Raw genomic sequence first — 18,123 nt, 5'->3', positions numbered from 1 at the left:
CAGCTTCAGAACGCCGTCCGGCTCCGGATCGCGGCCGCCAGCGTGCCGTCGTCCAGGTAATCGAGCTCGCCGCCGACCGGCACGCCATGGGCGAGCCGGGTGACCTTGACGTCGGCCCCGGCGAGCAGATCGGTGACGTAATGCGCCGTGGTCTGTCCCTCGACGGTGGCGTTCACCGCGAGAATCACCTCGCGCACCTCCGGAGCCGCCGCGCGACCGGGCAGGGTCGCGAGATTCAGGTCCTCCGGTCCCCGTCCGTCGAGCGGCGACAGCGTGCCGCCGAGCACATGATAGCGCGCCGAAACCGCGCCGGACCGCTCGAGCGCCCAGAGGTCCGAGACGTCCTCGACCACCACGATCGTCGCCCCGTCGCGGCGCGGGTCGCGGCAGATCGCGCACGGATCCTGGGTGTCGACATTGCCGCACGCCGAGCAGGTCGTGACGCGCTCGCAGGCGAGCCGCATCGCGTCCGACAGCGGCGCGAGCAGCTTGTCCTTGCGCGTGAGCAGGTGCAGCGCCGCCCTCCGGGCGGAGCGAGGGCCCAGCCCCGGCAACTTGCCCAGAAGCTGGATCAGGCGCTCGATCTCGGGGCCGGCGGCGGAGCGGGACATCAGGGCGAGGGGCTTATCCGTCCCGCGAGGTTCGGGAGGGACAGAGGGGCTCAGAACAGCTTCATGCCGGGCGGAATCGGAAGACCGGCGGTGAGGCCCTGCATCTTCTCCTGAGCGGCGGCCTCGGCCTTGCCGCGCGCATCCGAATGGGCTGCGACCAGAAGGTCCTCGAGGATTTCGGCCTCTTCGGGCTTCAGCAGGCTGGGTTCGATCTTGACGCTGCGCAGGTCGCCCTTCGCGGACAGGGTGACGCGGACCGCGCCGCCGCCGGACGCGCCCTCGACCTCGATGCGCTCGAGTTCGGCCTGGGCGTCCTGCATCTTCTGCTGGAGCTCCTTGGCCTTCGCCATCATCCCCATGAGGTCGCGCATCGGCGCTCCTTCCGCGTCAGAATTCGTCGTCGTCTTCGATCGCAGGTAGGGCGTCGCTTTCCGCCGCGTCAAGCTCCGCGTCCGCAGCCCGAGCGCGTGGCCGCACGTCGACGATCACGGCGCCGGGCATGCGGTCGAGGATCGCCCGGACGTCCGGATGCGCCTGGACCCCGGCCAGCCGCGCCGCGGCCTCGGCGTCGGCGCGTTCGCGCAGCGTGGGCGCGCCTTCGCCGGCCGCGACGGCGACCATCCAGCGGGCGCCGGTCCATTCCTGCAGCTTCTTCGAGATGGCTCCGGCGAGATCCGGCTGCGCATCAGCGGTCGGCTGGAACTCGAGTATCTCGTCCTCGAACCGGATGACGCGCACCTGCCGCATCAGGGCGTCCTGCATGAGGATGTCGCGGTTCTTGGCCGCGAGCGCCACGAGATCCTCGAAGCGTTGCAGCCGCACCGTGGGCTGCGCCTCGGCGCGCGGCGGCGCCTGGGCGGCCTCCGGAGCGCGGGCGAAGTCGCGCGCGGCGGCGAGCGCAGGACCGCCGCGGCTCGGCGCCATCGGCTCGGGCGCGCGGTGGCCGCCCGAAGGCCCGCTCGGCCCCGGATCGCGCGGCGTGGCCGGCTCGCTTTCGGCGAGCGTGCGGAGCAGTTCGTCCGGCGTCGGCAGATCCGCCGCATAGGCGAGCCGCACGAGCACCATGTCGGCCGCCTGCGCGGGCTTCGGCGCCGCCTGCACCTCGGGCACGCCCTTGAGCAGCATCTGCCAGGCCCGCGACAGCGACCGCATCGACAGCCGCTCGGCGAACTCGCGTCCCCGCTTGCGCTCGCTTTCGCTCAGCGCCGGGTCGTCCGCGGTCTTGGGCGCGATCTTGATCCGCGTGACGAGATGCGTCGTCTCGGCGAGGTCCGCCAGCACGGAAGCCGGGTCGGCGCCGGCCGCATGCTGGGCGTGGAACGCATCGAGCGCCGCGCCGGCGTCGCCGCTCATCACCGCCTCGAACAGGTCGAGCACGCCGGCGCGGTCGGCGAGTCCGAGCATGCCGCGCACCGCGGCTGCCTCGACCCGGCCCTCTCCATGCGCCATCGCCTGGTCGAGCAGCGACAGGGCGTCGCGCACCGAGCCCTCCGAGGCGCGCGCGATCACGGCGAGCGCCTCGTCCTCGATCGCGACCTCTTCGGCCGCGCAGATGCGTGTCAGATGTGCGGACATCTCGTCGGCCGCGACGCGCCGCAGAGCGAAGCTCTGGCAGCGCGACATGACCGTCACCGGCACCTTGCGGATCTCGGTCGTGGCGAAGATGAACTTGACGTGCGGCGGCGGCTCTTCGAGCGTCTTCAGAAACGCGTTGAACGCGCTCGTCGAGAGCATGTGCACTTCGTCGATGATGAACACCTTGTACCGCGCCGTGACGGGCGCGTAGTGCACCGTCTCGAGGATCGCGCGCACATCCGCGACCCCGGTGTGGGACGCCGCGTCCATCTCGACGACGTCGACGTGGCGCGACTCCATGATCGCTTCGCAATGCACGCCGAGTTCGGAGAGATCGGTGGTCGGGCCGCCGGTCCCGTCCGCGCGTTCGTAATTCAGGGCCCGCGCCAGGATGCGCGCCGTGGTCGTCTTGCCGACGCCGCGGACGCCGGTGAGGATCCAGGCTTGGGCGATGCGGCCGGACGCGAAGCCGTTGCGCAGCGTGCGGACCATCGGCTCCTGCCCGATCAGGTCCTCGAAACGCTGCGGGCGATATTTGCGGGCAAGGACGCGGTAGGGAACAGCGCTCATGCGGCCCGGCGCTCCGGGTCGGCGGCGGAGAGAGAGGCGCCGGCCGTCGCCGTCATCACGCAGGGGCCTCGTCGCAGAGAGGGGTGGGAGGTCGGACGACGACCCGTATCGGTCTCGTTGGGGCTGCTTCCTTTCGGACCTGACCCGGTTGGCGAGGGACACGTCCACCGCCAACCTCCCGGCCCTATATGGGCCACCGCGCGGGTCAGATGCAAGCCGCGCGACCCTCATCCGGAACTTTGCCGCTCATGGTCCACGAAGACTCCCCGGGCGATCACCCTGATCTCGGCTATGCGGGCTTCGCGCTCGACCGCCTGGGCGACCGCCGCAACGATCCCGCGGTCATCGCCGCCGAAGCCCTGAACCCGGCGCGCCGGACAGCGCTGTTCTCCGGCGACAGGGTGGCGCTGCGCCCGGATGCGGCCGGCGTTCCCCGCCTGCTGTTCGGGACCGCGGAGGCCGCCCGGTTCGGCGCAGGCGAGCCGCAGGTCTTTCTGGGCCGCTCGCCCGAGGGGCCCGTCTTCGCCACGACGGTTGCGAAGGACGCCGTCGCCGACGGCGCCGCGCTGGAGGACCTGCGGGCGCTCGCAAATGACGGCCGCCTCGCGGGCGCGGACCTCGCGCTCGCAGGGTGCGGCAAGGGGCTGCTCTCGTGGCACGCGCGTAATGGCTTCTGCGCCAATTGCGGATCGGCCACAGGGCAGGCCGCGGGCGGCTGGCGGCGCGATTGCCCGGTCTGCGGGGCGCATCATTTTCCGCGCGTCGACCCGGTGGTGATCATGCTGGTGACGCGCGGCGAGCGCTGCCTGCTCGGGCGGCAGCCGCGTTTCCCGGCGGGCATGTGGTCGTGCCTCGCGGGCTTCGTGGAGCCCGGAGAGACGCTGGAGGAGGCGGTGCGGCGCGAGACGCTCGAGGAGGCCGGGGTCGCGATCGGCCGCGTGCGCTACGAACTGTCGCAGCCATGGCCGTTCCCGTCGCAGCTGATGGTCGGAATGCGAGCCGAGGCGCTCGGCGAGGAGCTACGCCCGGACGACGCGGAGCTCGACGACGCCCGCTGGTTCGACCGGGCGGAAGCGGCGGCGATGCTGGAGCGCCGCCACCCGCAAGGCTGGTTCGCGCCGCCCGCGGCGGCGATCGCGCATCACCTGCTGCGCCGGTTCGTGAGCGGCTAGCGCCCGCGCTTCGCCTGCGCCTTCTCGGCCTCGGCGCGGCGCGCCGCGATCCGGAAGTCGTGGGCGCGATAGACGCCCAGGATCGTGAGTTCGGTCGAGAAGAAGGCGAGCTCGTCGAGCGCCCGCTTCAGCGCCGGATCGTCCGGATGGCCCTCGACGTCGGCGTAGAACTGGGTGGCCACGAAGGCGCCGTCGAGCTGGTAGCTCTCGAGCTTCGTCATGTTGACGCCGTTCGTCGCGAAACCGCCCAGCGCCTTGTAGAGCGCGGCCGGGATGTTGCGCACCTTGAACACGAAGGTGGTGACCGTCAGCCCGCCCTCGGGCGCCGCCCACGCCTGCTCGGGCGAGAGGATGAGGAAGCGCGTCGTGTTGTTGGCGAAATCCTCGATGTCGGCGGCGAGGATCTCCAGCCCGTACTCCTGCGCGGCGAGCGGCGAGGCGATCGCCGCCCGGCTCGGATCGCGCGCCTGAGCGATCTCGCGCGCCGAGCCCGCCGTGTCGGCCCCGATGACCGGCGTCAGCCCGAGCTCGCGGAGCTTGCGGCGGCACTGTCCGAGGGCCTGCACATGGCTCTGCGCGGTCCTGACCGAGGCCAGCGTCGCGCCCGGCGCGGCCAGCAGCTGGTGGTGGATCGGCATGAAATATTCGCCGACGATGTGCAGCCGCGCGGTCGGCATCAGGTGATGGACGTCAGCCACCCGGCCGTTCGCCGAATTTTCGATCGGGATCATGCCGAGCGCCGCCTCGCCGGAGGCGACAGCGTCGAGCGCATCCTCGAAGCTCGCGCACGGAACCGCCTCCATCTCGGGAAAGACGGCGGCGCAGGCCATGTGGGAGTTCGCGCCCGGCTCGCCCTGATAGGCGATCCTGCCCTGCCCGTTCATCGTCCGGCTCCCGCCATGATCTCGCGCGCCCGTTCGAGGTCCTCTGGCGTGTCGACGCCGAGCGGGACGACGTCCACCGCGACGGCGTCGATGCGCATGCCGGCCTCGAGCGCCCGCAGCTGCTCGAGCTTCTCGCGCAGCTCGAGCGGCGACGGCTTGAGCCGCACGAAGCGCTCCAGCGCCTCGCGCCGGTAACAGTAGAGGCCGATGTGGTGATAGAGCGCCCCGGGCCCGGCGGGCGCGGTCGCGCGCGTGAAATACAGGCAGCGGAAGCGGCCGGGCGCGATCTCCGCGCCCACCATCTTGACCACGCTCGGGGCGGTCTTCTCCTCCTCGCGGCGGATCTCGGCGACCAGCGTGGCGACCTCGACCTCCGGATCCTCGAGCGGGACGAGGCTCCTGCGGATCGCCTCGGGGTCGAGCGTCGGCAGGTCGCCCTGGACGTTGACCACGAGGTTGAAGTCGCGGTCCGGGTCGATCGCCGTCAGGGCCTCGTGGATGCGGTCGGAGCCCGAGGCGTGGTCGGCGCGGGTCAGCACGGCCTGGCCGCCGACGCGGGAGACGGCCTCGGCGACTTCCGGCGAATCGGTCGCCACCACCACCGGCCCGACGCCGGCCTCGCTCGCCCGGCGCCAGACATGGGCGATCATCGGCTCCCCGGCGATCTCCGCCAGCGGCTTGTTCGGCAGCCGGGTCGCCCCAAGCCGCGCAGGAATCAGCACGAGAGGCCGCAACGGCCCGCGCAGGCTGGGCATCGGGATGCACTCCGGAGGGCCCGGCCGCGCCCGTCCGGACCGTCATGGCGCCAAGGTTTAAAGCGCCGCGGTCATAGCCGAGTTGCGGGCGTTCGGCAAAAGCGGCTAGCGTCGCGCGCCTTTGGGGAAAGCCCTGCGGTTTGACTATGTCGATCAGCCTTTTTGGAGGAAGCCTAACCGCGCGGAGCAGCGGGGGCTTTGTCCGGAGACCGATAAGCCGGAGCCGATATGAACGCGTATGAACTGAACAAAATCGCAGGCGCGATTCTGGGGACGCTGACCGTCATTCTGGGCGTGAATGCGATAGCCCATGGGCTCTTCCATGAGGAAAAGCCCGAGAAGCCCGGCTACGAAGTGGCTGTGAAGGACGAAAAGAGCGGCGGCGACGCCGCTGCGGCGGGCGGCGCCGGCGCCGGGGGCGGCGACTTCCACGCCCTGCTGGCGTCCGCAGACCCGGTCAAGGGCGAGCAGGTCGCGAAGCGCTGCGGCGCCTGCCATTCCTTCGGCAAGGGCGAAGCGCCCAAGATGGGGCCGAATCTCTACGGCGTCGTCGGGGCCAAGCACGCCCACGAGGAAGGCTTCGCTTATTCGGACCCGATGAAGAAGTCGGGCGGGAACTGGGACTTCGATTCGCTGAACAAGTGGCTCGAGAACCCCAAGGGCTACATCCCCGGCACCACGATGGCCTTCGCGGGCATCAAGAGCCCGCAGGAGCGGGCCGACCTCGTGGCCTATATGAACAAGAACTCGGACAGCCCCCAGCCGCTGCCGAAGGATTCCGGCAGCAAGCCGGATGACAACACGCCCGGCGGCCAGAAGGCGCCCGGCGACCAGGCCGGCGCGGCAGGATCCGACAAGGCGGTCGCCAAGGCGAGCGGCGCCGGCGACCTCGACGCCAAGGTCGCGGCGGCCGATCCGGCCAAGGGCCAGCAGATCGCCAAGCGCTGCTCCGCCTGCCACTCCTTCGGCAAGGGCGAGCCGGCCAAGGCGGGTCCGAACCTCTACGGCGTCGTCGGCGCCAAGCACGCCCACCAGGACGGCTTCGCCTATTCGGAGCCGATGAAGAAGTCGGGCGGCAACTGGGACATCGCCTCGCTCGACAAGTGGCTCGAGAACCCGAAGGGCTACATCCCCGGGACCACGATGGCGTTCGCGGGCATCAAGAGCGCCGACGAACGCGCGGCCCTGATCGCCTATATGAACAAGAACTCGGACAGCCCCCTGCAGCTCTCCGGCGGCGTGAGCCCGGAACCGGCCGCTCCGGCCGCTCCGGCAGCGTCGACCGAGCCGGCGACCCCCGAGGCCCCAAAGCCGGCCAATGAGCAGGCCGGCGGCGACCAGGAGCAGGCCAAGCCCGCTCCGGCGCCTGCGCCCGAGGGTCAGCCCGCTCCGGAAGCCCAGCCGGCTCCGGAGGCTCAGCCGGCCCCGGCGCCCTCCGCCGAACCGGCTCCTCAGGCGCCGGCCGCGCCGGATGCGCCGCCTGCGGACGCCCCGAAGCAGCCGTGAGCCCCGGCGACTGACGTCACGGAAAGGCCGGGCCGAGCGCCCGGCCTTTTCACATGATGAGGACGTGATCCCGGCGAGCGGCCGATCTGCCTGGAAGCCGCCGCCTTTAACGACATAATGGCGCCGCGACACGCCTCCGAGGATCAGCCCGCTGACGATGACCTTCCGCGCCGCAGCTCTCGCCGCCGTTCTTGCCTTCGCCACGCCAGCGGCGGCCCAGCAGACGCCTCAGGCGGACGGCTGGCGGCACGGCCTGTCGCTTCTCGGCGACGTGAAGTACCCGGCCGACTTCAAGCATTTCGACTACGTCAATCCGGACGCGCCGAAGGGCGGCTCCGTGCGGCTCGGGGCGTTCGGCACCTTCGACAGCTTCAACGGGTTCATACCGAAGGGCAGCGAGGCCGCGGGCCTGAGCCTGCTCTACGACACGCTTCTGACGGAGTCGGCGGACGAGCCCGCGACCGAATACGGCCTGGTGGCCGAGAGCGTCCGCTATCCGGCGGACTTCTCCTCCGTCACTTATCGCCTCCGGCCGGAGGCCCGTTTCAACGACGGCTCTCCCATCACGGTCGAAGACGTCATCTGGTCGTTCGAGACGCTGAAGCGCATCAGCCCGCTGCGCGCGCGCTACTACCACGACGTCGTCAGGGCGGAGCAGACCGGCGACCGGGAGGTCACCTTCACCTTCTCGGGCCCGGGCAACCGCGAGCTCCCCCAGATCACCGGCCAGTTCCCGATCCTGCCGAAGCGCTGGTGGGAAGGCGTCGACGCGCAGGGCAGGAAGCGCAACATCGAGGAGGGGACGCTCGAGAAGCCGCTCGGCTCCGGCCCCTACCGGATCAAGGACTTCGCGCCCGGCCGCTGGATCTCCTACGAGCGGGCCCCGGACTACTGGGCGGCGAAGCTGCCGGTCCGGGTGGGGACGAACAATTTCGACGAGATGCGCTGGGACTATTTCCGCGACACGACCGTCCTGCTCGAAGCGTTCAAGGGCGACCAGATCGACTACCGCATGGAGAACAGCGCCAAGAACTGGGCGACCGCATATGACTTCCCGGCGGTCCGGCAGAAGCGCGTGATCCTGGAGAAGTTCGCGGACAGCCAGTCCGGCCGGATGCAGGCCTATGCGTTCAACATCCGCCGCGACAAGTTCAAGGACCCGAGGGTTCGCCGAGCGTTCAACCTCGCCTTCGACTTCGAGGAGATCAACAAGACGATCATGTTCGGACAGTATGTCCGGATCGACAGCTTCTTCTTCGGAACGGATCTGGCGGCGCCCAAGGCGCCCCCGGAGGGGCTGGAGAAGGAGATCCTCGAAAGCGTGAGGGACAAGGTTCCGCCGGAGGTCTTCACGACGCCCTACCGCAACCCCGTCGGCGGGTCTCCGGAGGCGGCGCGCGCCAATCTGCGCGAGGCGTTCGACCTGCTGAAGCAGGCCGGCTGGACCGTGTCACGGGGCCCCGGGGGCAAGCCCGCGCTGCGCAACGCCAAGGGCGAGACGTTCACGGTCGAGTTCATCTACGGCGATCCGAGCGCGGAGCGCATCCTGAGCTTCTATGCGCCCGCTCTCGAACGGCTCGGGGTGCAGGTGACCCAGCGGCTGCTCGACGACAGCCAGTACGTCAATCGCGTGCGCTCCTTCGACTTCGACGTCATCACCATGGGCTGGGGCCAGTCCCTGTCGCCCGGCAACGAGCAGCGCGACCAATGGGGTTCGCAGGCCGCGGACACGCCGGGCTCGCAGAACGTGGTCGGCATCAAGGACCCCGGGGTCGACGCCCTGATCGACCGGGTGATCTACGCGAAGAGCCGGGAGGAGCTCACCGCGGCGACCCACGCCCTCGACCGCGTGCTGCTCGCGCACGACTATGTCGTTCCGCAGTTCACCAGCCTCGAGGACCGCACCGCGCGCTGGAACCGGTTCTCGCGGCCCGACAAGCTGCCGCCGCGCGGCTCGATGTTCCCCACGGTGTGGTGGTGGGACGCGGAGAAGGCCAAGGCCGCCGGAGGCCGGTCTTGAGCGATTTTCGGGACGACGCGGGTTCGCCGCGACTGACGCGCCGCCGCGCGCTGGTCTGTGTCGGCGCGGCGGCCGCCGCCGGGGCGCTCTGGTCCGTCAAGGCCCGTGGCGAGCAACAGGCGGCGGCGCCCTCGCCCGGCGCGGGCGCGGCGTTCGGACCCGAGCGGCATGGCCTCTCGGCCTTCGGCGACCTGAAATACGGCCCGGACTTCCCCCATTTCGGCTACGTGAACCCCGCCGCCCCCAAGGGCGGAACGTTCAGCCAGATTCCGCCGACGCGGGAGCTCAATCAGAGCTTCACCACCTTCAACACGCTCAACGCCTACATCCTGAAGGGCGACGGGGCCCAGGGCATGGGGCTCACCTTCGACACGCTGATGGCGCGCGCCACCGACGAGCCCGACGCGCTCTATGGCCTGGTCGCGCGCTCCGTGGCCGTGTCCGACGACGGCCTCGCCTATCGCTTCCGGCTGCGGCCCGAGGCGCGCTTCCACGACGGCTCCAGGCTCACCGCCGGGGACGTCAAATGGTCGCTCGATACGCTGAAGCAGAAGGGCCATCCGCTGGTCGCGCAGGCGATCCGCGATCTTCAGGCCGTGGAGGCGGAGTCGGAAGACTCCGTCGTGCTGCGCCTCGCGCCGAGCCGCACGCGCGACCTGCCGCTGACGCTCGCGGCGCTGCCGATCTTCTCGAGCAAGTATTACGCCGGCAAACCTTTCGACGCCGCGACGCTCGAGCCGCCGCTCGGCTCCGGTCCCTACCGGGTCGGCCGCTTCGAGCAGGGCCGCTTCATCGAGTTCGAGCGGGTCGCGGACTACTGGGCGAAGGACCTGCCGGTGAATGTCGGGCAGAACAATTTCGACAAGGTCCGCTTCGAGTTCTTCCGGGACCGGGACGTCGGGTTCGAGGCCTTCAAGGCCCGGGCCTACCTGTTCCGCGAGGAGTTCACCTCCCGGACCTGGGCGACCGGCTATGATTTCCCGGGCGTGCGCGACGGCAGGGTCAAGCGGGAGACGCTGGCGGACCTGACGCCCTCGGGCGGCCAGGGCTGGTTCTTCAATCTGCGCCGCCGGAAGTTCCAGGATCCGCGAGTGCGCGAGGCGCTGAACCTCGCCTTCGATTTCGAGTGGATGAACAGGAACCTGATGTTCGGCGCCTACAAGCGCACGTCGTCGGTGTTCCAGGGCGCGCCGGAGATGATGGCCGCGGGCAGGCCCGAAGGGGCGGAGCTCGCGCTGCTGGAGCCGTTCCGCGGCCGGATCCCCGACGAGGCGTTCGGCGAGCCCTATGTTCCGCCGGTCAGCGACGGGTCGGGGCAGGACCGCGCTCTGCTTCGCCAGGCGATGAAGCTGCTGCGCGAGGCGGGCTTCGTGAGCAGGAACGGCCGCGCGACCAACGCCGACGGCGAGACGCTGACGATCGAGTTCCTGGAGTTCGATCCGGGACTCGATCCGCACGTCTCGGCCTACATCAAAAACCTGAAGGTGATCGGCGTCGAAGCCACGATCCGGCTGGTCGACGCCGCCCAGTTCCAGCAGCGCGTCAACGCCTTCGACTTCGACGTCGTCAGCCAGCGGATGAGCATGTCGGCGACCCCCGGCGAAGGGCTGCGACAGGCCTATTCGTCGAGCTCCGCGGAGCTGCCCGGGTCCAACAACCTGTCCGGCGTCGCCAATCCGGCGGTCGACGCGCTGGTCGAGGCGATCGTGGCGGCGAAGTCGCGCGACGAGCTCAACGTCGCCTGCCGCGCGCTCGACCGGGTGCTGCGCTCGCTGCGCAACTGGATTCCCGCCTGGTACAAGGACACGCACACGCTCGCGTACTGGGACGCGTTCGGTCGCCCCGCCGAGAAGCCGCGCTACGTCCGCGGCGCTCCGGAGACCTGGTGGTGGGACGCGGCGAAGGCCGAGGCGTCGGGGGTCAAGGCATGACAGGCCGCGTCGCCCTGAGCCGCTCGGGAGCGCCCTAGGCCGTGCTGGTCTATATCGCGCGCCGCGTGCTGCTGATGATCCCGACGCTGGTCGGGATCATGCTCGTCTCCTTCGTGATCATCCAGTTCGCGCCCGGCGGGCCGATCGAGCGCATCATCGCGCAGGTCACCGGCCAGGGCACCAACGCCACCGACCGGTTCTCGGGCGGCTCGGGCAACGATCTCGCGAACTCGCTGCAGAGCCAGCGGGCGGCCTCGAACGACCCGGTCTCCTCGAAATACCGCGGCGCCCAGGGCCTCGACCCCGAATTCATCAAGCAGCTCGAGAAGCAGTTCGGCTTCGACAAGCCGGCGCCCGAGCGGTTCGCGAAGATGATGTGGGACTACGCCCGGTTCGATTTCGGCCGGAGCTATTTCCGCGACATCGACGTCGTCGACCTCATCCTGGAGAAGATGCCGGTCTCGATCTCGCTCGGTCTGTGGATGACGCTGATCTCCTACGCGATCTCGATCCCGCTGGGCATCGCCAAGGCGGTGCGGGACGGCTCCCGTTTCGACGTCTGGACCTCGACCGTGATCGTCGTCGGCTATGCGATCCCGAGCTTCCTGTTCGCCATCCTGCTCATCGTGCTGTTCGCGGGCGGCACCTTCGTGGACTGGTTTCCGCTGCGCGGGCTCACATCCGACAACTGGGCCGAGCTTTCGCTGTGGGGCAAGATCGTCGACTACGCCTGGCACATGGCCCTGCCGCTCGCCGCCCTGGCGATCAGCGCGTTCGCGACCACGACCCTGCTGACCAAGAACTCGTTCCTCGACGAGATCCGGAAGCAGTACGTCCAGACGGCGCGCATGAAGGGCCTGACCGAGCGGCAGGTGCTCTACGGCCATGTCTTCCGCAACGCGATGCTGATCCTGATCGCCGGCTTCCCGGGCGCGTTCATCGGCGCCTTCTTCAGCGGCGCCTTGCTGATCGAGACGATCTTCTCGCTCGACGGCCTCGGGCTGCTGGGCTTCGAGTCGATCGTCAACCGCGACTACGCGGTGGTGTTCGCGAACCTCTACATCTTCTCCCTGCTCGGCCTCGTCGTCACGCTGATCTCCGACCTCAGCTACATGTGGGTCGACCCCCGCATCGACTTCGAGACCCGGGAGGTCTGATGGCCGTGGCTGTCGCCTCCAGCGCCGCCGACCTGCCCGCAGGCGTCCCCGAATGACGGAGGCCCTCGTCGTTCCTCCGCCGTCTCCGGGAGCAGCGCCCATGCCCCCGCCGCGGCGACGGCTGAGCCCGATCAACCGCCGGCGGTGGGCCAACTTCCGCGCGAACAGCCGCGGCTACTGGTCGTTCCTGGTGTTCTCCGTCCTGTTCGTGCTGAGCCTGTTCGCGGAGTTCATCGCCAACGACAAGCCCTTCCTGGTGAAGTACGACGGCGCGTTCTATGTCCCTGCCCTGAATTACTATCCGGAGACGACCTTCGGCGGAGACTTCGAGACCGAGGCCGATTACCGGGACCCCTATCTGCAGGACCTCATCAAGAAGTCGAGCGGCTACATGATCTGGCCGCCGGTGCGCTACAGCTACGACACCATCAACTACAATCTGCCGACGCCGGCGCCGTCTCCGCCGACCTGGCTGCTCGACGACGCGACCTGCGAGAAGGCCGCCGCGGCGCGCACCCCCGCAGGGGACGCCACGCGCGTCGACGCCGCCGCGCCGCGGGCCAAGACCTGCAGCGACGTCGAATGGAACTGGCTCGGCACGGACGACCAGGGCCGCGACGTCTTCGCCCGCCTGCTCTACGGCTTCCGTCTCTCGGTGCTGTTCGGGCTCGCGCTCGCGGTGCTGTCCTCGATCATCGGCGTGATGGCGGGCGCAGTGCAGGGCTATTTCGGCGGCTGGACCGACCTGCTGTTCCAGCGCTTCATCGAAATCTGGACCTCCGTACCGACGCTCTACCTGCTGATCATCCTGTCCGCGGTTCTGGCGCCGAGCGTCTGGGTGCTGCTCGGCATTCTGCTGCTGTTCTCGTGGACCGCGCTGGTCGGGGTGGTGCGGGCGGAGTTCCTGAGAGGCCGCAACTTCGAATATGTCCGGGCGGCGCGGGCGCTCGGCGCCTCGAACGGGGCGATCATGTTCCGCCACCTGCTGCCCAACGCCATGGTGGCGACGCTGACCTTCATGCCCTTCATCCTGTCGGGATCGATCACCACCCTGACCGCGCTCGACTTCCTGGGCTTCGGCCTGCCGCCCGGCTCGCCGTCGCTGGGCGAGCTGCTCGCTCAGGGCAAGTCGAACCTTCAGGCGCCCTGGCTCGGCATCTCGGGCTTCCTGGTGATCGCCGTGATGCTGTCGCTGCTGATCTTCATCGGCGAGGCCGTGCGCGACGCCTTCGACCCGCGGAAGACGTTCCGGTGAGCCCGCTGCTCTCGGTGCGCGATCTCTCCGTCGCCTTCATGGGCGAGGGCGGAGCCATGCGCGCGGTCGAGGGCGCCTCCTTCGATCTGGCCAAGGGCGAGACCCTGGCGCTCGTCGGGGAAAGCGGGTCGGGCAAGTCCGTGACCGCGCTCTCGATCGTTCGGCTGCTGCCCTATCCGGCCGCTAGCCACCCGTCGGGCGAGATCCTGTTCGGCGGCAAGGACCTCCTGAAGGCGCCGGAGCGCGAGCTTCGGAAGGTCCGCGGCGCCGACATCTCCATGGTGTTCCAGGAGCCGATGACCTCGCTCAACCCGCTGCACACCATCGAGCGGCAGGTCGGCGAGATTCTGGCGGTCCACCGCGGCTGGTCGGCCCCCAGGCGCCGGGCGCGGGTCCTCGAGCTTCTGGAGCAGGTCGGAATTCCGCGGCCCGAGGAGCGGCTCGACGCCTTTCCTCATCAGCTTTCCGGCGGCCAGCGCCAGCGCGTGATGATCGCGATGGCGCTCGCCAACGAGCCCGACCTGCTGATCGCGGACGAGCCCACGACTGCGCTCGACGTGACCGTGCAGGCGCAGATTCTGGCGCTTCTGAAGGAGCTGCAGAGCAGGCTCGGCATGGCGATGCTGTTCATCACCCATGACCTCGGCATCGTCCGGAAGATCGCCGACCGCGTCTGCGTCATGACGGGCGGCAAGATCGTCGAGCAGGGCGCGACGCAGGACGTCTTCCTCCGGCCGCAGCACGCCTACACGAAGAAGCTTCTGGCGGCCGAGCCCAAGGGCGCGCCCCCGGCGTTCGACGGCGCGGCGCGGCCGCTCGTCGAGGTCGAGGACCTGAAGGTCTGGTTTCCGATCAAGAGGGGCTTCTTTCGCAAGACGGTGGGCCATGTGAAAGCCGTCGACGGCGTCAGCGTGACGGTGCGCGAGGGTCAGACCGTCGGCGTCGTGGGTGAATCCGGGTCCGGAAAGACGACCCTGGGGCTGGCCATCCTGCGGCTGATCGCGAGCGAGGGCCGGATCGCCTTCCTGGGCAAGCCTCTCCAGGGTCTCGGCTTCTCCGCCATGCGGCCGATCCGCAAGGAGATGCAGATCGTCTTCCAGGATCCCTATGGTTCGCTCAGCCCCCGGATGCCGGTGCTGGACATCGTTTCGGAGGGCCTCCGCATTCAGGGCGCGCGGCTGACGACCGCCGAGCGGCGCGACGCGGTGGCGCGCGCGCTGAGCGACGTCGGCCTCGACCCCTCCGTCATGGATCGCTATCCGCACGAGTTCTCCGGGGGCCAGCGGCAGCGCATCGCGATCGCCCGGGCGCTCGCTCTGGAGCCGCGCTTCATCGTGCTCGACGAGCCGACGAGCGCGCTCGACATGTCCGTCCAGGCGCAGATCGTCGACCTCCTGCGCGCCGTGCAGGCGCGCCGGAAGCTGTCCTTCCTGTTCATCAGCCACGACCTCAAGGTCGTCCGGGCGCTCGCGAACGAGGTGGTGGTGATGCGCGAAGGCAAGGTGGTGGAGCAGGGCCCGGCGAGCGAGGTGCTGAGCGCGCCCCGGACCGACTACACCAAGGCGCTGCTGGCCGCGGCTTTCGACCTCGACGCGCGGCAGCCGGCCGCGGTCCGTCAATGAGCGGCGGCCGCGATGACCGGCTGGCCGACGCCGAGGCCGCGGCGGAGCTCGAAGGGCCCGAGCTCATCCATGCGGGCTACCGCCGCCTCGAGCGCTGGCGCGTGACGCTGCCGGAAGCCGCCGGGCGCGGCCGCATCGTGCAGGAGCGCGAAGTGCTGCGCGCGGGACCCTGCGTGGCCGCGCTGGCGGTCGACGTCGAGCGCGACCTGCTGGTGCTGATCCGGCAGTTCCGGCTCCCGGCGGCGCTCGCCACCGGAAAGGGCGATCTCGTCGAGGTCGTGGCCGGCCGGGTCGAGCCCGGCGAGGCGGCCGAGGCCGCCGTGGTCCGGGAGATCGAGGAGGAGGCCGGGATCACGGCCCGAAAGATCGTCCGCCTGTTCGACTTCCTGCCGACGCCCGGCATCGTCGACGAGAGCGCGACCCTGTTCCTCGTCTCGGTGGACGCCGCCGACCTGCCGGACCATTCCGGCGCCGCGGCCGAAAACGAGCTCACGCGCCCGTTCGCCGTCACCATAGACGAGGCGATCGAAAGCCTTTCGAATCCGGCGCCTCGGAACGGCTATCTGCTGCTCGCCCTGCAATGGCTCGCGCTCAACCGAGGCCAGCTCCGGCGGCTGCTCGCGGCCTGAACGGGACGCGCTTGCGCCGTTCCGGTTTCGTGCCATACTAGAACGTATGCAGAACGCCATCACCACCTTGCAGGACGGACCGGGGCCCAGAACGGGGTCGCTTGCGGGCGTGTCCGCCGGAATCGCGCGCGGCGTGTGCCGCTACCTTGCGGCCGCCGGCTATGGCTGCCTGCTGGAGACGCCGCTGAGGTCCGGCCGCCGAGCGGACGTGATGGCTATCGGTCCGCAGGGCGAGATCGTCATCGTCGAGATAAAGTCGGGCCCGCAGGACTTCCGCACCGATCGCAAATGGCCGGACTACCGCGAGTTCTGCGACCGTTTCTACTTCGCGGTCGACCAGGCCTTTCCGGTGGCGCTGATACCGGAGGAGGTCGGGCTGCTGATCGCCGACCGCTACGGCGCCGCCGAGCTGCGAGCGAGCGCCCGACACCCTCTCCCGGGCGCCAGACGCAAGGCCGTGTCGCTCGGTTTCGCGCGGCTCGCCGCGCTTCGACTGCAGGCGACGCTGGATCCTCAGGCGCCGCATGGCCTGCTTTGAGGCTCTGATGAGCCGCCACAATTCGCGCACCTTGCGGTCTCAATTCGGAACAATCTGCGCCCGACCTTCGTATTCGGGTGATTCGCAAAGGTGATCTGAAATCTGCTCTCTCGAGGCGCGAACCAACAGCCCCGCGCCGGACGTCCTGCGCGTTGGAGATTTCGATGTCGAACGATGACGTGAACGCGGTGATCCTGCGTCTCGCGCGCACGCTTCAGCGCTGCGGCGAGGACCCGAGGGTGATTTTCTCCGCCCTGATCGGCGCCGCGGCCACGATCTCGGCGGACTTCGGCGTCGACCTCGACCGGCCGGAGGATCTTCGCCGCGCGATCGACGCCGTCATCGAATTCGGCGAGATCAGAGAGCCCGGCGAGGCCAAGGCCACGCTCGGCGCGTCCGTGATCCCGTTCCGGCCCGCGCGCGTCGCCTGACTTCGGCGCGACCCGAGGCATGATCATCCGCGGGGACGGAATCCCGGCGGCCCAAGGCTCCAGTGATGTTTTGACGCCGATGCGCGACGTCGACCATGCGGCCGACGTCGCCGTCGTTCAGCGCGGCGCGCGCTTCGCCAGAATGCGCTGAAGCGTCCGGCGGTGCATGTTCAGCCGGCGCGCCGTCTCCGAGACGTTCCGTCCGCACAGCTCGTAGACGCGCTGGATGTGCTCCCACCGCACGCGATCGGCCGACATCGGGTTCTCGGGCGGCTCGGGCTTGTGATCGCCCGCGCTGAGCGCGCTGTGGATCTCGTCCGCGTCGGCGGGCTTCGCCAGATAGTCGACCGCGCCCAGCTTCACCGCCGTGACGGCCGTCGCGATGTTCCCGTAGCCCGTGAGCACGATGCCCCGGGCCTCGGGCCGCCGGGTCTTCAGGGCCTGGATCACGTCGAGGCCGGAGCCGTCGCCGAGCCGCATGTCGACCACGGCGAAGGCCGGCGGCTTCTTCTCGACAGCCTCCAGCCCGTCCCGGATCGTCTCGGCCACGGTCACGGCGTAGCCGCGCGCCTCCATCGCCCGTCCAAGCCGTTGAACGAATGCGCGGTCGTCGTCGACGATGAGGAGGCTCATCTCCTCGACGGGCTGCGGCGCCGAGGCCGCCACCTGATCAACCATCATCTGCATCGCGTCACTCCGCGATCCGCCGTCCAGTTTGCCAGTCGCGTAGGCGGGCCGCGACCAATCGAAGCACTATACCCCGCGATATGCCGGATCAACCGCGCCGGGCGCAGCCCAGCCGCCCGGCTGCTGCGGACCGCGGGCATAGCGCGCGCGCCCCGCCTCAACGCGGGGCGAGCACCATGGTCATCTGCCGCCCTTCGAGGGACGGATCGCTCTCGACCTTCGCGAGCTCGCCGACTTCCTCGCGGACCTTCACCAGAAGCTTCAGGCCGAGATCCTGGTGCGCCATCTCGCGGCCGCGGAACCGCAAGGTCACCTTGACCTTGTCGCCTTCCTCGAAGAAACGCCGCATCGCCCGGAGCTTCACGTCGTAGTCATGATCATCGATGTTCGGCCGCATCTTGATCTCTTTGACTTCGACGATCTTCTGGTTCTTGCGCGCCTCGGCGGCCTTCTTCTGATTCTGATACTTGTACTTGCCGTAGTCGAGCAGCTTGCAGACCGGCGGGACGGAGTTCGGCGCGATTTCGACGAGATCGAGCCCTGCGTCCTCGGCCGCCTGGAGCGCATCGTTGATCTTCGTGGGGCCGAGATTGCGCCCCTCAGCATCGATGAGCTGAACTTCGAGGACGCGGATCTCCTTGTTGACGCGCGGACCGTCCTTCTGGACCGGCGCGAGAGGCCTCATGGGTCGACGAATGGCGGAATTCTCCTCTGAAGACAAAACAGCGACGGATTTCCAACGCAAATGGCCCCGTGGTCCAGGCACGAGGCTGACGCGTC

The 18,123-nt window shown here is 69.5% G+C and carries 17 protein-coding genes and 1 other RNA gene; 10 read left to right on the top strand and 8 right to left on the bottom strand.

Features of this window, described 5'->3' with window-relative positions; genetic code table 11:
• Window positions 1-5 precede the first annotated feature (5 nt).
• The 4 genes from recR to ffs form a co-directional block, all read right to left on the bottom strand.
• Window positions 6-611 (bottom strand): recombination mediator RecR, encoded by a 606-nt coding sequence (gene recR / locus GGR24_RS08575; protein WP_183394921.1) that lies wholly within the window; start codon window positions 609-611, stop codon window positions 6-8.
• Between the two features lie 50 nt (window positions 612-661).
• Complete coding sequence (locus GGR24_RS08570; RefSeq protein WP_183394920.1) at window positions 662-982, bottom strand: YbaB/EbfC family nucleoid-associated protein; 321 nt, start codon at window positions 980-982, stop codon at window positions 662-664.
• Window positions 983-998: 16 nt separating this feature from the next.
• A complete protein-coding gene (locus tag GGR24_RS08565) occupies window positions 999-2,756 on the bottom strand; it encodes a DNA polymerase III subunit gamma/tau (protein ID WP_183394919.1) in 1,758 nt (585 codons plus the stop codon).
• 82 nt (window positions 2,757-2,838) lie between these two features.
• Window positions 2,839-2,936: signal recognition particle sRNA small type (ffs, locus tag GGR24_RS08560), an RNA gene on the bottom strand.
• A gap of 68 nt (window positions 2,937-3,004) precedes the next feature.
• Between ffs and nudC the strand changes: the two genes are divergently transcribed.
• Window positions 3,005-3,928 (top strand): NAD(+) diphosphatase, encoded by a 924-nt coding sequence (gene nudC, locus GGR24_RS08555; RefSeq protein ID WP_183394918.1) that lies wholly within the window; start codon window positions 3,005-3,007, stop codon window positions 3,926-3,928.
• Here nudC and GGR24_RS08550 read toward each other — a convergent pair.
• Complete coding sequence (locus GGR24_RS08550; protein ID WP_183394917.1) at window positions 3,925-4,812, bottom strand: prephenate dehydratase; 888 nt, start codon at window positions 4,810-4,812, stop codon at window positions 3,925-3,927. The two genes, nudC and GGR24_RS08550, sit on opposite strands and share 4 nt — an antisense overlap.
• Window positions 4,809-5,567 carry a 3-deoxy-manno-octulosonate cytidylyltransferase gene (locus GGR24_RS08545; RefSeq protein ID WP_183394916.1) on the bottom strand — a complete coding sequence of 253 codons (759 nt, stop codon included), beginning with the start codon at window positions 5,565-5,567 and terminating at the stop codon, window positions 4,809-4,811. The genes GGR24_RS08550 and GGR24_RS08545 overlap by 4 nt, the downstream gene beginning before the upstream one ends.
• 228 nt (window positions 5,568-5,795) lie before the next feature.
• Here GGR24_RS08545 and GGR24_RS08540 point away from each other — a divergent pair, with 228 nt between their 5' ends.
• The 9 genes from GGR24_RS08540 to GGR24_RS08500 all read left to right on the top strand — a co-directional run bounded on the left by GGR24_RS08540 (window position 5,796) and on the right by GGR24_RS08500 (window position 16,656).
• Window positions 5,796-7,073, top strand: a complete 1,278-nt coding sequence (locus GGR24_RS08540; RefSeq protein ID WP_183394915.1) for a c-type cytochrome — start codon at window positions 5,796-5,798, stop codon at window positions 7,071-7,073.
• A gap of 157 nt (window positions 7,074-7,230) precedes the next feature.
• Window positions 7,231-9,093: an extracellular solute-binding protein gene (locus GGR24_RS08535; protein ID WP_183394914.1), complete on the top strand. Its 1,863-nt coding sequence runs from the start codon at window positions 7,231-7,233 to the stop codon at window positions 9,091-9,093.
• Entirely contained in the window at window positions 9,090-11,024 is a 1,935-nt protein-coding gene (locus tag GGR24_RS08530; RefSeq protein ID WP_246398176.1) for an extracellular solute-binding protein, read from the top strand. The genes GGR24_RS08535 and GGR24_RS08530 overlap by 4 nt, the downstream gene beginning before the upstream one ends.
• A gap of 41 nt (window positions 11,025-11,065) precedes the next feature.
• Window positions 11,066-12,181, top strand: coding sequence for a microcin C ABC transporter permease YejB (locus GGR24_RS08525; protein ID WP_183394913.1), 1,116 nt, complete (start codon window positions 11,066-11,068; stop codon window positions 12,179-12,181).
• Between the two features lie 52 nt (window positions 12,182-12,233).
• On the top strand, window positions 12,234-13,436 hold the full coding sequence (locus GGR24_RS08520; protein ID WP_183394912.1) for an ABC transporter permease: 1,203 nt from the start codon (window positions 12,234-12,236) through the stop codon (window positions 13,434-13,436).
• Between the two features lie 38 nt (window positions 13,437-13,474).
• Window positions 13,475-15,058 carry an ABC transporter ATP-binding protein gene (locus tag GGR24_RS08515; protein ID WP_183395212.1) on the top strand — a complete coding sequence of 528 codons (1,584 nt, stop codon included), beginning with the start codon at window positions 13,475-13,477 and terminating at the stop codon, window positions 15,056-15,058.
• Window positions 15,055-15,687: an NUDIX domain-containing protein gene (locus GGR24_RS08510; RefSeq protein WP_183394911.1), complete on the top strand. Its 633-nt coding sequence runs from the start codon at window positions 15,055-15,057 to the stop codon at window positions 15,685-15,687. The genes GGR24_RS08515 and GGR24_RS08510 overlap by 4 nt, the downstream gene beginning before the upstream one ends.
• 46 nt (window positions 15,688-15,733) lie before the next feature.
• Complete coding sequence (locus GGR24_RS08505; protein WP_183394910.1) at window positions 15,734-16,225, top strand: MmcB family DNA repair protein; 492 nt, start codon at window positions 15,734-15,736, stop codon at window positions 16,223-16,225.
• A gap of 164 nt (window positions 16,226-16,389) precedes the next feature.
• Entirely contained in the window at window positions 16,390-16,656 is a 267-nt protein-coding gene (locus GGR24_RS08500; protein WP_183394909.1) for a hypothetical protein, read from the top strand.
• A gap of 117 nt (window positions 16,657-16,773) precedes the next feature.
• Here GGR24_RS08500 and GGR24_RS08495 read toward each other — a convergent pair whose 3' ends face one another.
• Window positions 16,774-17,343 (bottom strand): ActR/PrrA/RegA family redox response regulator transcription factor, encoded by a 570-nt coding sequence (locus tag GGR24_RS08495; protein WP_281375322.1) that lies wholly within the window; start codon window positions 17,341-17,343, stop codon window positions 16,774-16,776.
• 157 nt (window positions 17,344-17,500) lie between these two features.
• Window positions 17,501-18,040, bottom strand: coding sequence for a translation initiation factor IF-3 (gene infC / locus GGR24_RS08490; RefSeq protein ID WP_183395210.1), 540 nt, complete (start codon window positions 18,038-18,040; stop codon window positions 17,501-17,503).
• Window positions 18,041-18,123 lie beyond the last annotated feature (83 nt).

The sequence above is a fragment of the Hansschlegelia beijingensis genome (assembly GCF_014196425.1).
In the GTDB taxonomy this organism is placed as follows: Bacteria; Pseudomonadota; Alphaproteobacteria; order Rhizobiales; family Methylopilaceae; genus Methylopila; species Methylopila beijingensis.
This window is presented reverse-complemented; position numbering and strand designations above follow the sequence as displayed.